Below are 14,191 nucleotides of genomic sequence, written 5' to 3'. Positions count from 1 at the left end.
ATTATGAAACATATCGCACTCATCACCGGCATCACCGGTCAGGACGGCTCTTTCCTTGCCGAATTTCTTCTTGAAAAAGGATATGAAGTACATGGAACTATCCGTCGTTCTTCAGTAGATTACCGTGAACGCATCGCGCATCTTGAAGGTACTCCGGATTTTCACTTGCACTATGCCGATTTGGGTGACTCCATGAGTATCATGCAGATTATCGGCAAGATACGCCCAACGGAAGTCTATAATCTGGCGGCACAAAGTCATGTGCAGGTCAGCTTTGATGCACCGGAATTTACGGCGGATGTGGATGCCACAGGTGTATTGCGTGTACTGGAAGCTGTTCGTCAGAGCGGACTGGCGGAAACTTGTAAGGTATATCAGGCTTCCACTTCGGAACTCTACGGCAAGGTGGAGGAAGTTCCGCAAAACGAGCATACGCCTTTTCATCCTTATAGCCCGTACGCGGTGGCAAAACTTTACGGTTATTGGATTGTGAAGGAGTATCGTGAGGCTTATAATATGTTCTGTTGTTCGGGTATTCTTTTCAATCATGAGAGCGAGCGTAGAGGGGAAACTTTCGTTACCCGTAAGATAACATTGGCTGCCGCACGTATTGCGCAAGGCAAGCAGGATAAGTTGTATTTAGGCAATTTGTCCTCGTTGCGAGACTGGGGGTATGCCAAGGATTATGTGGAGTGTATGTGGCTCATCCTGCAGAACAAGACTCCGGAGGACTTCGTGATAGCCACAGGCGAACAACATTCCGTCCGTGAGTTTTGTCAACTGGCTTTCCGTTATGCAGGCATCGAGTTGGAGTTCCGGGGCGAAGGACTTGAAGAAAAAGGCATCGACAAAGCTACGGGACGCGTACTGATAGAGGTCTCGGAAGATTTTTACCGTCCTACAGATGTGGTGAACCTTTGGGGAGATCCCGCAAAAGCCCGTAAGGAACTGGGTTGGAATCCGATGAAAACTTCATTTGAAGAACTGGTAAGTATCATGATGAAACATGATATGGAAAAGGTGGCTGTAGAACGTGTTGCAGGACATATCCGTACGAACCTTGCGGAGTATTTGGAGAAGGGGATTGTGAAATAAATGCAGGGCACAAATAGATTATTGCAAGAATAGCTGTATATTTGCCGTATACAAACTCTATTTAAGTGATGAAAGTAGTGTTTGCTCCTGAAGTGGAAAAGGTGGCTGTTCTTTTTTCCACCTTTTCTCCTTTACCTTAAAGCCCCCTATATTCCGCTACTGCCTTAAAGCAGGGGCACTCTTTCATGGGATTCAAATCATGATGTCCCACCACCAACGCTTTCGGGAAGATTCGTTTCAGTTCGCGCAGCAGAGCTACCAGTGAGGCTTTCTGCGGTAGTGTGCGGGTGTCGTCCGGCTTCCGGTTGGTATCCAAACCGCCCTCGTAGCAGATGCCTATGGAATGACGATTGTGCCCTCGGCAATGTGCTCCGATTTTCTCCGGCGGACGGCCGCGATGAATTTCTCCGTCGCGCGTCACGTAGAAGTGATAACCGATGTCGCTAAAGCCGCGATGACGGATATGATCCATACGACAGTCTTCAAAACTCAGGCTCACGCCCTGAGGCGTGGCCGAGCAGTGAATGATGATAAGCGTGATGATTCTCATCGGCCTATGCAGGAACTAAGACCGAATACTCCCGCCAATGCAGTGGCTATCGCTACGATGGATTTGAGGATAATGCCCCATACTGATTTTGATTTTGTACTCATTGTATTTGGTGATTGGTGATTAATGATTAATGGTTGCTATTCTCATCCCAGCGGATTATTATCGTCTCCACCGTCGGGGATATTATCTCCGTTTCCACCGTTGGAGCTCCCGCTTTCCACGGCATATTTGGAAGCCTCCTTCAGTTGGCCCTCCAAGTTGATTTGGGCGTTGCTCAATTCTCCGGTGGCACGTGCCCTGAGCTTCAGTCCTTTTACGTTGTCGGCAAGGGTGAAGGCGGCGGCTGAAGTTGCACCTTTCTTGCTGACGATGCCTACGGAGAATATGGCGAGGTCGTCCAGTTTGACATTCTTGCCGTCTAGAATGAGCTCCTTGATACAGGAAATCATGTCGGCAAGCACCCCTTTGATGACACCGGCGGAATAGGGTGTGTTATGGTTTGCCATGTGCTTGGCAAGCGCTTCGGCGTTGAAGGTTTCCTCGATTACGGGGCGGGCATACCAAAGCCCTTTCAGCGGGCTTTTTTCGCCCGTCATCTGATACTTTTTGTAACGAATCATTGTTCTTGTTTTTTTGAGTTCTTAAAATTCGGTTTACTATCTCTTTGTGATCACGATGCGAAGATACAACCATGTACAAGCGGGTTTGTCACTTTCAGTCCGTTAGCGTCCGTTAGGGTTCGTTATATACGGAAAGAGTAGCTTTGATGTGGAGATATTTCCGTATCTTTGCTCAATAAGAACTAACGAATTCAAGAGATATGGATATTTTTAAGATACGTACATACGGGCGGACGGAACTGGCCCAGATTTATTGCCCGGGTCTTTGCCCGCAAGCCGCTTTCCGCAAACTGAATCAATGGATAGATTTTCATCCCACACTGCGGAGCGAGCTTCATGCGTTGGTTCCTTCGGATAAGGTGCGGACATATACACCGGCACAAGTACGGCTCATTGTTGATGCGTTGGGAGAACCGGAAGGGGAGTTGAGAGTTGAAAGCTGAATAAAGTGGCACTTTAGATTCACAGAATAGCACTTTAGAGATGCAGAGTGGCACTTTAGAGATGCTCCGTATATCGCCCCATAGCATACGAGTTAGCCTGAATTTCGTCTCCCGTAAGTTCCACCATGCGGTATCCCCGCTTGCCACCGGTGCGTATGGGTTCGAAACCTTCTTGTTTTAGCACCATGCCTATTTTTACAGGACTCAGTTTTTGGCGGATACCGGAGTTGATGCGGCAAAGTATCTGTGAGTTGGTGATGAACATACATTTCTCGCCCGGCATGGGGCGGCGGTAATGAGTCAATATAAGTTCTCGTTCCAGGCAGGGTACTTCGAAATGCCTGTTGTGCAGGCTGAGGGCTTCAATCTCCTTGTCCTCCAGCCAGTAGTGGAAATCATTTTTCAGCAGGGCGTATGCTTGTGAATAAATACCGGCATAGTCTACGGGAAAGTCGTAGGGACTGTCAATGTTTTCCACCTCGAAGGGCAGCCAACGACGGTTTCCGGTGGGGTCTACAAGGAAGTGGGTGTTGTTGCTGGTTCCGCAGAAACTGGCGATGTGATTGCGATGCTCCTTGTAGTGTGCATAGGCAGCGCGCTCATTGACTACCTTCATGGTGGTGAGCGCTTTTATTTGGTTTACCTCCTGCGTTTCCATTTCATCCAGCTCTTCCAAGCATACAAGGGCAAATTCGGAAAGAGTGAGGAGGTCGTCTTTAGTAATGCGGTGGGCGTTGGATTTCAGGTAGAAGTAGCGGCGAAGTTCGGGTGCGAGCAGGTTGTTGAGCCAAGTGGTTTTGTAAATGCCTTGGCGGCCAATCAGCACCAATATTTCATGGTTCACCGTTTCCTTATCGAAAAGGGAGGCAACCATACCCACCAGCCACTTCTTGAAGTAAAAGGCAAAGGGGATGGTGTTGTTACGGACGTGCACGTGGGAGGCAAGCCGTGCAATATGGTCGGTACTCCCGTCCCAGGGTGGCAGATTCTCGAAATACTGTTCAAAGGGATTGAACGTATCGACAAATTCCGATTCAAGTACTGCCCGTATGTGGGCGGATTGTCCCGGTTTCAGTTCCTTGCACATCCGGCACCATAAGGTGTTGACATAGCGGTCGGTGAGCTCCTCATAGTCTTCACCGCCTTCGGCAGGCAGCACTTCGCACTTGCCGGTTACGGTGTTCTTGCGAAAAGAGCCCTGATTGCTGAGAAACTGTTCGATGTCTGCCACGGATGCCATAAATTCCTGTCGCTCATTGTCGGCCTGTGCCTGGTGGCGTGAGGGGAGTGGGCGGCTGCCGTGTTCCTTGATGTTGAGATAGCAGGAGGCGAAGATACTTGATACGTCACCGTCATAGTCGGCAAAACGCTCTTTTGCCCATTCGGTGGCTGTGGTCTGCGCCACTCCGTAGGCATTGAGCAGATAGCCCATTCGCATGATGTATTCGTTGTGGTGATGTTCTGTATATTCCACGCCTTCATCAGCCAGCAGGCGGGTGGCGGTGTCTATCACCCTTTGCAGGCGTCGGCGGTTTTTGGTGTTGTCCGCTGTTGTGCGGCCGGGATGCAGGTGTGTTTCTGCGGGTAGGCTGAAAGGGGCGGCGTCGGGATTGAAAAACAGGTTCTCATCATGTGCAAGTCCGCTCAGGCGAGTGGCGTTTTTGCATTTCAGGTCGCATTCGAGCCCGGTGAGGCGTGTGTAGTACTCGTTAATGGCAGCGAAGATACGGGTGTGGAGACGAAGATTTTTTTCGCAGTCATCGGTCAGTCCGGTGTATCGGCAAAGCAGGCGGATGCCTTGTCCGCTGATAGTAATGTGCTGGAGTAGGGTGTGTTTGTCGGTTCTGAGTAATTTCAGACAGCATTCCATACGTTCGGGCGGTACATGGTCGATGTCTACGGGGCAGAGCCCTGTCCATTCGCTGATGTTTGCTTTCTGTTTTCCGCCTTCAAAGCGCACGCTTACGGCGAAGCAAGGACAGGATGCCTTTTCGCGGGCAGCGGCGGTGACTTGTTCTTGCTTCAGGTAGTAGCGATGTTTCTCGGTATGCTCAAGCACTGTCTGATTATCGCGGAGAAGGTTGATGACTGTTTTCAGGGGAACCTCTATCGGACAGGTATCCGCGTAGCCTTTAAAAAGGCTGACTAAAGTATTTTCCATTGTTCGTTGTTGTTTGTATAACTTCTAAATAATGGCTGCAAAGGTGGGTATAATAACCGGAACTTTATAATAGCTTGTTTTCCACATAGGGAAAACAAGAGGCCTATATTTAACTGTAATTAACTTCACTGGTTCGAGCTGTTACGCACGAATATTCAATAATGTTTCTAAAACGATAAACAATGAAGCAAAATCCCGCTCCCAATGCTGAATTGGGAGATTTCCTGACTCTGTTGCAGGAAATGGTTCCGGTGTGCGGCAAGCACCTTACGGATCGTGTCATTTGTCAGTGCACCGGCATGAGTAGCAAAACTTATACGAGTTTAAAGGGGGCTCCGTACCGAACCTCTTGCCGTACTATACGGTAATCTGTTTCTATCTGGACGAACTTATCGTTCGGGAAGATGCCGATACCCTGCATATTGTACTGAAAGAGTTGTACGAACGTCTCAAACTGGATTACTGCAACAGGTAGCGCCTTGATGCCTTGACACCTTGGCACCATCCTTGAGCAACTTTTCCTTATGCGCGCGCATGAGGAATGAGAGTTTGAGACTCGGAAAAAAAATCTCTCTCCTGCGCGCGCGAGGAAAAGTTATGCAAGGGTGGTAACAGGGTGTCACAAGAAGGAGATAAGGACAGTAACGAAAGATGATAAAAAAGATTTGTACGCTTCAAAATAAGCTGTATCTTTGTGGTAGATATTTGTGACTATGAGCAGCGAGATTGGGAAATCATACATAAAAGAAGTGAAAATAGAAGGTCTTTGGGGCAGAAAAGACGTTCTGTGGCAAAATATACGCCCGGATATAAATATTCTTGTAGGCATCAATGGAAGTGGCAAAACTACTTTGCTGAATATGATTGATGCATATTATAGAAATGATGTCAGGGAACTGAAAAAATACATAGGCGATTTTTCCGGTATTCCTTTGTCAGATGAGGTGTATCCCGTTTTTTATCTTCGCTCTTATGACGTTCCGGTGTCGGATAAACGTAAGTCGGACAGTCCGTTGATGCAGGAATTGAATAATGTGGTTATACAAAATAAAGAAGGGCTTTCTTTCTTCAACTATCGTATGAAAATGTTGGACTATCCGCAGGAAGCTCCAAACATACAGCGAAATATTGACGAACTGTTTGAAATTATTGATGATATGTTTGCCGATACGGGAAAAAAAATTGCTATATCCAAAGGAAATAACAGTGCACTCGTTTTTCAGTTGGATAGTGATGTCATCAGTCTTGAACAGTTGTCGTCCGGAGAGAAACAGTTGTTGCTTATTTTATTGAAAGTTTTTCTTCAGGAGAAAAAGCCAGCTATTTTGTTGATGGACGAACCGGAAGTATCATTACATATTAGTTGGCAGCAACAGTTGCTTGATGCACTTCGACGGCTGAATGAAAATTGCCAGATAATTCTTTCGACCCATTCTCCCAGTATCTTTGCTAAAGGTTGGGGAGATAAAATAACCTATATGGAGGATTTGTATTAAGGTATGCGTACGGCATCTCAAATAGCGGCCTATTACAAACAACTTGCGACAGACTATGCAGGTCAGGCTCTGTTGAGAAGATGCCGTGCCAGTATTCATTTGGAAAACAGAGATGATGAATGGTACTGGGACAGGATGTTGCAAAAATATCGTCCCGGCACGTATAATTATATTTATTACAGTCGTCATGAAGCCGGAGCTCAAACAAGTGGTTGCACGCAATGCTTGCAATTCAGAGAACATCTGTCATCTTTGTTTTTTATATGTATTGATAGCGATTATAGGTATTTGAGACAAGAATCCGGCATTGATTACAGATATTATATTTGCCAGACTTATACATATTCTTGGGAGAATCATTATTGTGTGGCGGAACGTTTGCAAGAAAGCCTGCTCAGGAAGTTACCGGAACGTTCTTCACTCTTTGATTTCAATATTTTTCTAAAGTCTTATTCTTCGGTTGTCTACAGACCCTTGTTGCTGTATTTGTTTATGGATAGGAAAGGGTTGCCGGGATTCACTCAAAAGACATTAAACGGATTGTCTGCGTTGCAGTACCAAACCGGAGATTTAGCGGATAATGGAGCAGCTGCAATTCAAAGGCTTCGTGCTTCGTTGGAATCCTTTACGAATCCGCTTGAAATCCAAACCGGTTTTGATATAGAGCAGGAAAAGAGTTTTTATGCAGTATTGGGACTGAGTGAGGAGAATGCGTTTTTGCATTTCAGGGGACACAATGTTTATGATATGGTGCGCAGCATAGGCAGGCATCTGTGTAGTGGTACGAATGTCAGTTTTGAGTATGATATTCTGCTGGATTATTTAGCATTTGATACTTATTGGGAAATTAAAAAATCAGGAGAAAATTTGAGCCTGTTGTCTTAATCGAAATATTCATAATAGCATTTTATTGAAAATACAGTTCCCGGTTGCCGTTGGGTAATCGGTGTGTCTTTTATGCACTTTTTTTACATTCCAATCAAAAATAAATAATGAAAATATCAGTAGTAACCGTTTGCTACAATGCAGCGGACACAATTGAAAGAACTATGCTATCTGTTCTTAATCAGACGTATCATGACATAGAATATATTATTATTGACGGTGGCAGTACTGATGGTACTGTTGATATTATCCGGAAATATGCTGACAAAATAGCGTATTGGGTGAGCGAACCGGACAAGGGGATTTATGATGCGATGAATAAGGGGATAAAGGTGGCGACGGGGGAGTGGATTAATTTTATGAATGCGGGAGATATATTTTGTGATAAAAATGTATTGACTAATATTTTTTCGACTGGCTCTGTAGATGAATATTCCTTTTTGTTTTCAGATTTTTATGTCTATGAAAAAGGAATAAAAATTAAAGTAAGCGCATCTTATGAGAAAGGCATATTGTTACATCAATCAATTATTTATAAGAGAAAACTTCATGATAGATTGGGTGATTATATTGTTACTCCCCATTATATTGTATCCGATTATTTGTTTTTTAATTTAGTTCCTTCAAATGAAATAATGAAGGTTGATTTTCCCATATCGATAAATCAAGAAGGAGGAGTATCTGGAGGTGAATGGTGTTGGTATCAAAAGTTATGTGTTGATTATATTTTTGATCGTATACCTATACAGCGATTAATTCGTGTTTTACTGATAAGTAAATGTAGGATGCTTTTGCATAATTTCTTAAAAAAATGATTTAGATAATGATAAGTATTATAGTTTGCTCTATAAATGCAGATAAGTATAACTGTTTAGTAAATAATATAAACTCAACGATTTCTTATCCACATGAGTTCGTTATTATAGATAATAGCATACAGCAGTGGGGAATTTGTAAGGCTTATAACTGGGGAGCCAGAAAGGCAAAGGGAGAATATCTATGTTTTATTCATGAGGATATTCTCATAGAAACGAATGATTGGGGACAGATATTGACAACATTCATTCAAAGTACTTCTAATTGCGGAGTTGTTGGATTTGCAGGTGGAGCTTATGTAGCAAGAAACCATATTTCATGGTTTGTAGATTGTAGAAGAGAAAATTATATATTCCCTTCTGAAGATGGCACTAGTTGGGAAAGGAGAAGGACAGGCTATGAGCAAAAAAAGTTTGGTTCTGTGATAACACTTGATGGTCTCTTTCTATTTATGAGAAAAAGTGTTTGGCAAGAAACGGAGTTTGACGAAAAGAACTTTGATGGTTTCCACTTCTATGATATGGACATTTCAACAGCGATATGGTTAAAGGGGTATCAAAATTTTGTTTGTTACTCAATTGATATACGACACTTTTCACGGGGAGATTACAGTGGGGATTATTTGAAGTATTCCTCTTTGTTTAGAGAAAAATACTCGGCTTCTTTACCTCTTTGTATAACAGGTATAACAATAAAAAAGCAATTATTAATGGAAATTAAACAGGCTTTTTCATATTGGTGTTATGCAAAAAAAATGCTTTATACTCGTAAGATGCTTTTTCTGGAATTTGGAAAAACATTTAAGTTTTATTCTATTGCTATATTTCTATTAATGGACCTTCTATGGCTTCGGCATAAGATTAAAGTTAGGTGAAATTAGACAAGAATTGCATTAAATGTATTTTTTAGAATTAATTCCGCATTATTGTGAAAGCTGCAATACTATTGGCGACCTATAACAGTCAGATATATTTAAAAGAACAATTAGATTCTTTATTAAATCAGTCTTATAAGGATTTTATTGTATACATACGAGATGACGGTTCTTCTGATCTTACTATAGAAATAGTGAAGTCATATTGTGACCGTTATTCAAACTTTGTATTATTGGATGATCCTATATTGCATCGTTGCTCAATGGGAAGTTTTTTGTGGTTATTAGAGCATGTTACGGCTGATTACTATCTGTTTTGTGATCATGATGATGTATGGTTGCCCACTAAAGTAGCAGTGTCTATAAAGAAGATTAGTAATATAGAACAACCCCATAGGGCGGCTTTGGTCTGTTCTGATTTAGTGGTGGTTGATAGTAACCTTGATGTTATAAGTAATTCTTTTTGGAAGTATATGAAACTGAGACCGGATTTACTTACGAAAAAAGAGTATGCTATGCATTGTAATATATTCACAGGTTGTACTATGATTATTAATCAAGAAGCCAAAAAGTTAGTATACCCTATAAGTAAACATGCTATTATGCATGATGCATGGATTGCATTAAGAATATTGGCAAATAATGGTATAGTCGGTTATATAGAGGAGCCTTTAGTTTTGTATAGGCAACATGGAAAGAATGTATATGGAGCATATGAAGTAAATATCGGCTGGCGATTTTATATCAGTAAACTGCTTTCTGTAAAACGTATAATAAAAGGATATGTTGGGTATTATAGGGTAGCTGACGATGCATTCGATAATAAACTGTCGAAATCCCGATTTATAATTAGTAGGATAGTATATTTTTTTAAGAAAAATACTTCATGTTTTTGAATCTGAATAAGAAAAAATTACTTGCGTTTTTTACATCTATATTTTGCTTTATTCTAATAGTAGATCCTCCCAATGTCATTTTTAGAATAAAAGATTTTGTATATATAGCAATAATTTTTTTATGCATGTCTTTATATAATGCTGTATCTGTAAGAAGAATATGTGTTTTCTTACTGGTCTATGCTTTACTGGTTGCAACATTGATGAGAGGTGTATATGCAGGATATGAATATGATTATGATTTTACAATATTAATGTTTAAGTCTTTTGCTCCTCTTTTATTATTACTGTGGATTGATAAGATAGAGCTATTAAGTAAAGTAACATTTCCTTCGGTCTGCATAGGCATTATATGTATTCTGATAACATTTACAATGTTTTGGTTTGAAGACATAGAGGTATTAATTTATGATTTCCTTAGTGATAATAATAACTTTATAATGATGTCTAGAAGAGAATTCTTAGGCATGACATTTACCGGCGTATTTTATAGATCACTTCCTCTCGTTATAATTCCGTGTAGCGTGTATAGCTATAAATATTGGTTTGAAAAACAGAATAATAAGAAGAATTTAGCTATATCCTTAATATTATTTGCTGCATTATTTTTTAGCGGTACACGGGCAAGTATGCTTTCTGCCTTGTTGATATTCATAGGGACAGCCATAACGAAACTTTATAAAGTAAAGGGTGGAATGCTCATTTTATATCTGCTTTTTGTTTTGGGAACAATGTTTTTCGGAATGTTACTTTTTTCATTGCTGGCAGAAACGGATGAAAGTTCTAATGAGATTAAATATGGGCATTTAAAGTCTTATATGGAACTTTTTGATAGAAATCTTGACATCTTATTTTGGGGACAGGGAGTAGGTGGGATGTTCTATACAGAAGGATTTGGAGTCTCTACTATGCTGACTGAATGGTCTTTTATTGAACTTATACGATATTTTGGAATATTCGGCGCTATATATATTATCATGATATATTTATATCCAGTTTCTGTTATTTGGAAAAATCGGCTTAGGCTAAAATATGCGTATTCGATAATTGGTGGCTATATTTTATATCTATTAATTGCCGGAACCAATCCTCTATTAGTTAATTCGACTGGAATGCTTGCCCTGCTTGTTGTATATTCTTATGCTTATAATCCCTTGTGTCAAAATAGTTTAGAAAGATAATAATTTATGATGGTTTGCATTTTATTGTCTACTTATAATGGAGAGTCTTATTTAGAAGAACAACTCACTTCCTTGATTCACCAAAAAGAAATAAAAACTCAAATTTATGTTCGTGATGACGGTTCGACAGATGGAACAACGGGAATATTGGATGATTGGCAATCTCGAGGGCTACTAAATTGGTATTCAGGTGAAAATAAGGGACCGGCATTGAGCTTTATTGATTTGTTGGAAAATGCTCCGGAAGCAGAATTTTATGCTTTCTGTGATCAGGATGATGTTTGGCTTCCTGATAAATTACTCACGGCAGTTCAGATATTAAAGCAATACTCTACTGATGTCCCTAATTTATATTGTTCTAATTTGAGTGTAGTAAATAGTCATTTGTCATTTATGTATTTTTTTCATAATAAAAGATTGAAAAAGTTCAGTAAGGCTTCTGCTTTAATAGATAGTTGGGGGGCTGGTTGTACTATGGTATTTAATAGTGCTCTGAAAAAAATGGTTTTAAATAATCTACCTTCAACATTTGTTGGGATGCATGATAAATGGATACTCTTGTGTGCGATATTTATCGGAAATTTGTACTATGATGTGAATTCTTATATTCTATATCGTCAGCATGAAAAGAATGTGGTAGGAGAAAAAAGAACTTTTAGAAAGTGGTTCAAAGATAAGTGTTTGTTTGTTGGAAAAATTAGAGAAAGACCTGTCGAAAAAATGGCATTAGAATTTTATCATTCTTTTCACGAACAATTGTCTGATGATGATTTCTGTTTATTCTCTGTTTTGTGTCACTATCGGATAAGCATTATTCAAAAGATTAAATTCTTATTTGGATATAAGGGGCTATGTATGAAGTCATTGTCTTTGAATGTCAACTTGAAAATAAAAATTCTGTTAAATGCTGTATGATAAATATTGTCCTGTTTTGAATTGTAAATTAATATTATAAGATGATATCTGTATGTATGGCTACCTATAATGGTAGTAAATTTATAAAAGAGCAAATCGATAGCATATTATGTCAATTGTCGATGGATGACGAGTTGGTAATTTCGGATGATCATTCCACGGATGAGACTTTCGATATAATAAATTCATATAATGATAGTCGCATAAAATTTTATTTTAATTCAAGGCGAAAAGGCTGTACTCACAATTTCGAGCATGCATTAATGCATGCTTCGGGTGATTATATTTTTTTGGCAGATCAAGATGACGTGTGGCTACCACATAAAATAGAAACAATGGTTGATTTTTTGGTAAGTGGAAATTATGATTTGGTAATGAGTAATTGCATACTTGTGGATGAAAGGTTATCTATAATAAAAAATCCCTTTTTTGATGAAAGCTGTCCTATGAAACGAAGTATTCTTAGCAATTTGTATCGTTGTGCTTGCTTAGGATGCTGTTTGGTCTTTACTCGAAAGGCATTGAATGTCTTTTTACCATTTCCGGAGAAAGTTGTTTTACATGACTTGTGGATATATTTAGTTGCTATAATTAATTTAAAATGTGGGTATTGTAATGATGCATTAATGCTTTATAGACGGCATCAAGATACCGTGACTTTTGCAGGAAAGAAAAACACGAACTCTTTATTATTCAAAATTCGTTATCGTTTATATGTATTTCCTCATCTTATATGGCGTTCGTTGAAATATAGATTTACAAATATTTGATTAATTAAAATTATATGGAAATTTATTTTATAAATCCACCTTTCAAAGCTGAATTTGGAAAATTCTCACGAGAATCACGTAGTCCGGCAATAACTAAAAGTGGAGCGCTATATTATCCTTTGTGGCTAATTTATGCAGCATTGTATTCTAAGAAAGGCGGTCATACGATTCGTTTTTTGGATGCTCCGGCTAAGCAAATTAATGAAATGGAGTCATTAGAAAAAATAGAGTGTGAGGACAATAAACGGGCTTTGTTTGTGCTTGATACAAGTACTCCTTCTATAAAAAGCGATGTCGCTTTTGGTGAAAGATTGAAGCAACTTTATCCGAAATCGTATGTCATCTTAGTTGGAACACATCCTTCTGCATGTGCGGAAGAAACGCTGGGTTATTCGTCGGCTATTGATGCGATAGCGATAGGCGAGTATGACTGTATTATTAAAGAGTTGGCTGATACACTTGAAAGAGGTGAGGATGTGCGAGGTGTGAGGGGGTTGTGTTTAAGGGAAAAAGAAAAATATATTCGAACGTCTGTAATGCCACCGTTGAAGAATTTGGATGAACTGCCTTTTGCTTCTCAATTCATAAAAGAATATTTGGATGAAAAGAATTATTTTTTTGCGGCAGCTACTTATCCATCCATTCAAATCTTTACAGGACGTGGTTGTCCTTTTCGTTGTAATTTTTGTGTTTATCCGCAAACGATGCATGGACATGCCTTTAGAGCTCGTTCTGCAGAAAATGTAGTTGCTGAGTTTGAATATATTGCGGCGAACTTTCCCGATGTGAAGGAAGTAGTTATAGAAGATGACACATTTACTGCAAATAAAAAACGGGTGCTGGATATTTGTCGTCTGTTGATTGATAAAGGTTTAAATAAACGTTTAAAATGGTTGTGTAATGCTCGTGTCGATTTAGACCTTGAGACTATGAAAGCGATGAAAAAGGCAGGATGCCGTTTGATTATACCGGGGATTGAGAGTGGTAGCCAGCAGATTCTTGATAATATAAAGAAAGGAACAAAAGTAGAACAGTTCTATGAATATGTGGCAAATGCCAAGAAGGCAGGTTTATTGATTCATGCCTGTTATATGGTAGGTAATGAGGGCGAGACGAAAGACACTATGAAGGAAACTCTACAACTGGCCCTGAGGTTGAATACGGATACGGCACAATTTTTCCCTTTAATACCTTATCCGGGTACAGAAGCCTATCAGTGGGCAAAGAGCAACAATTATATAGAAACAGATTATGCAAAATACTGTCTGCCGGACGGCACACATAATACGGTACTTTCCACTCCGGAGCTCACAGCTGAAGATATGGTGGCATTTTGTAATATGGCTCGTAAAAGATATTATCTACGTATCAGCTATATTCTTCATCGCTTGCGTGTAGGCTTGTCTAATCCTTCTGACCTAAAACGTTCTATCAAAGCTTTTGGAAAATTAAAGCATTATTTGTTTAGTAGTAAATAATCAGTTTG

16 protein-coding genes are annotated in these 14,191 nt (G+C 40.0%); 12 read left to right on the top strand and 4 right to left on the bottom strand.

Annotation, left to right across the window (positions count from 1 at the left end):
• Nucleotides 1–3 precede the first annotated feature (3 nt).
• On the top strand, nt 4–1,095 hold the full coding sequence (gene gmd, locus DW121_RS00760; RefSeq protein ID WP_118322760.1) for a GDP-mannose 4,6-dehydratase: 1,092 nt from the start codon (nt 4–6) through the stop codon (nt 1,093–1,095).
• Between the two features lie 136 nt (nt 1,096–1,231).
• Here gmd and DW121_RS00755 read toward each other — a convergent pair whose 3' ends face one another.
• The 3 genes from DW121_RS00755 to DW121_RS00750 are packed head-to-tail and all read right to left on the bottom strand — an operon-like array spanning nt 1,232 to nt 2,268.
• Nucleotides 1,232–1,645: an N-acetylmuramoyl-L-alanine amidase gene (locus tag DW121_RS00755; protein ID WP_117711179.1), complete on the bottom strand. Its 414-nt coding sequence runs from the start codon at nt 1,643–1,645 to the stop codon at nt 1,232–1,234.
• Nucleotides 1,642–1,749, bottom strand: a complete 108-nt coding sequence (locus DW121_RS15555; RefSeq protein ID WP_158560991.1) for a smalltalk protein — start codon at nt 1,747–1,749, stop codon at nt 1,642–1,644. The genes DW121_RS00755 and DW121_RS15555 overlap by 4 nt, the downstream gene beginning before the upstream one ends.
• Before the next feature lie 42 nt (nt 1,750–1,791).
• Nucleotides 1,792–2,268 carry a DNA-binding protein gene (locus DW121_RS00750; protein WP_117711180.1) on the bottom strand — a complete coding sequence of 159 codons (477 nt, stop codon included), beginning with the start codon at nt 2,266–2,268 and terminating at the stop codon, nt 1,792–1,794.
• Between the two features lie 200 nt (nt 2,269–2,468).
• Here DW121_RS00750 and DW121_RS00745 point away from each other — a divergent pair, with 200 nt between their 5' ends.
• Complete coding sequence (locus DW121_RS00745) at nt 2,469–2,711, top strand: DUF4248 domain-containing protein (RefSeq protein ID WP_117711181.1); 243 nt, start codon at nt 2,469–2,471, stop codon at nt 2,709–2,711.
• 55 nt (nt 2,712–2,766) lie between these two features.
• Here DW121_RS00745 and DW121_RS00740 read toward each other — a convergent pair whose 3' ends face one another.
• A complete protein-coding gene (locus DW121_RS00740) occupies nt 2,767–4,872 on the bottom strand; it encodes a BT4734/BF3469 family protein (protein WP_117711182.1) in 2,106 nt (701 codons plus the stop codon).
• 182 nt (nt 4,873–5,054) lie between these two features.
• Between DW121_RS00740 and DW121_RS00735 the strand changes: the two genes are divergently transcribed.
• The 10 genes from DW121_RS00735 to DW121_RS00690 all read left to right on the top strand — a co-directional run bounded on the left by DW121_RS00735 (nt 5,055) and on the right by DW121_RS00690 (nt 14,183).
• Nucleotides 5,055–5,240 (top strand): hypothetical protein, encoded by a 186-nt coding sequence (locus tag DW121_RS00735; RefSeq protein ID WP_117711183.1) that lies wholly within the window; start codon nt 5,055–5,057, stop codon nt 5,238–5,240.
• Between the two features lie 381 nt (nt 5,241–5,621).
• Entirely contained in the window at nt 5,622–6,368 is a 747-nt protein-coding gene (locus DW121_RS00730; protein WP_233555749.1) for an AAA family ATPase, read from the top strand.
• Between the two features lie 3 nt (nt 6,369–6,371).
• Nucleotides 6,372–7,253, top strand: a complete 882-nt coding sequence (locus tag DW121_RS00725; protein WP_118322757.1) for a DUF4435 domain-containing protein — start codon at nt 6,372–6,374, stop codon at nt 7,251–7,253.
• 107 nt (nt 7,254–7,360) lie between these two features.
• Nucleotides 7,361–8,068, top strand: coding sequence for a glycosyltransferase family 2 protein (locus DW121_RS00720; RefSeq protein ID WP_118322754.1), 708 nt, complete (start codon nt 7,361–7,363; stop codon nt 8,066–8,068).
• Nucleotides 8,069–8,076: 8 nt separating this feature from the next.
• Nucleotides 8,077–8,943: a glycosyltransferase gene (locus tag DW121_RS00715; protein WP_118322751.1), complete on the top strand. Its 867-nt coding sequence runs from the start codon at nt 8,077–8,079 to the stop codon at nt 8,941–8,943.
• Nucleotides 8,944–8,996: 53 nt separating this feature from the next.
• The gene (locus DW121_RS00710) at nt 8,997–9,839 is read left to right on the top strand and encodes a glycosyltransferase family 2 protein (RefSeq protein WP_158573907.1); all 843 of its coding nucleotides are present in this window, start codon (nt 8,997–8,999) and stop codon (nt 9,837–9,839) included.
• The gene (locus DW121_RS00705) at nt 9,836–11,020 is read left to right on the top strand and encodes a hypothetical protein (RefSeq protein ID WP_147399657.1); all 1,185 of its coding nucleotides are present in this window, start codon (nt 9,836–9,838) and stop codon (nt 11,018–11,020) included. The genes DW121_RS00710 and DW121_RS00705 overlap by 4 nt, the downstream gene beginning before the upstream one ends.
• 6 nt (nt 11,021–11,026) lie before the next feature.
• Nucleotides 11,027–11,935, top strand: a complete 909-nt coding sequence (locus tag DW121_RS00700) for a glycosyltransferase (protein WP_118322742.1) — start codon at nt 11,027–11,029, stop codon at nt 11,933–11,935.
• A gap of 56 nt (nt 11,936–11,991) precedes the next feature.
• The gene (locus DW121_RS00695; protein WP_233555748.1) at nt 11,992–12,705 is read left to right on the top strand and encodes a glycosyltransferase family 2 protein; all 714 of its coding nucleotides are present in this window, start codon (nt 11,992–11,994) and stop codon (nt 12,703–12,705) included.
• 14 nt (nt 12,706–12,719) lie between these two features.
• Nucleotides 12,720–14,183, top strand: coding sequence for a B12-binding domain-containing radical SAM protein (locus tag DW121_RS00690; protein WP_118322736.1), 1,464 nt, complete (start codon nt 12,720–12,722; stop codon nt 14,181–14,183).
• Nucleotides 14,184–14,191: the final 8 nt, after the last annotated feature.

It is taken from the genome of Bacteroides sp. AM10-21B (assembly GCF_003472565.1).
Classification (GTDB): Bacteria; Bacteroidota; Bacteroidia; order Bacteroidales; family Bacteroidaceae; genus Bacteroides; species Bacteroides propionicigenes.
Note: the sequence above shows the minus strand (reverse complement) of the source record. Positions and strands in the feature narration are given on the sequence as shown.

Coding starts and splice junctions, on each gene's coding strand:
- DW121_RS00740 (WP_117711182.1), bottom strand. CDS start 4,872: ATGGAAAATACTTTAGTCAGCCTTTTTAAAGGCTACGCGGATACCTGT.
- DW121_RS00750 (WP_117711180.1), bottom strand. CDS start 2,268: ATGATTCGTTACAAAAAGTATCAGATGACGGGCGAAAAAAGCCCGCTG.
- DW121_RS00690 (WP_118322736.1), top strand. CDS start 12,720: ATGGAAATTTATTTTATAAATCCACCTTTCAAAGCTGAATTTGGAAAA.
- DW121_RS00700 (WP_118322742.1), top strand. CDS start 11,027: ATGATGGTTTGCATTTTATTGTCTACTTATAATGGAGAGTCTTATTTA.
- DW121_RS00745 (WP_117711181.1), top strand. CDS start 2,469: ATGGATATTTTTAAGATACGTACATACGGGCGGACGGAACTGGCCCAG.
- DW121_RS00695 (WP_233555748.1), top strand. CDS start 11,992: ATGGCTACCTATAATGGTAGTAAATTTATAAAAGAGCAAATCGATAGC.
- DW121_RS00725 (WP_118322757.1), top strand. CDS start 6,372: ATGCGTACGGCATCTCAAATAGCGGCCTATTACAAACAACTTGCGACA.
- DW121_RS00715 (WP_118322751.1), top strand. CDS start 8,077: ATGATAAGTATTATAGTTTGCTCTATAAATGCAGATAAGTATAACTGT.
- DW121_RS00755 (WP_117711179.1), bottom strand. CDS start 1,645: ATGAGAATCATCACGCTTATCATCATTCACTGCTCGGCCACGCCTCAG.
- DW121_RS00735 (WP_117711183.1), top strand. CDS start 5,055: ATGAAGCAAAATCCCGCTCCCAATGCTGAATTGGGAGATTTCCTGACT.
- DW121_RS15555 (WP_158560991.1), bottom strand. CDS start 1,749: ATGAGTACAAAATCAAAATCAGTATGGGGCATTATCCTCAAATCCATC.
- gmd (WP_118322760.1), top strand. CDS start 4: ATGAAACATATCGCACTCATCACCGGCATCACCGGTCAGGACGGCTCT.
- DW121_RS00720 (WP_118322754.1), top strand. CDS start 7,361: ATGAAAATATCAGTAGTAACCGTTTGCTACAATGCAGCGGACACAATT.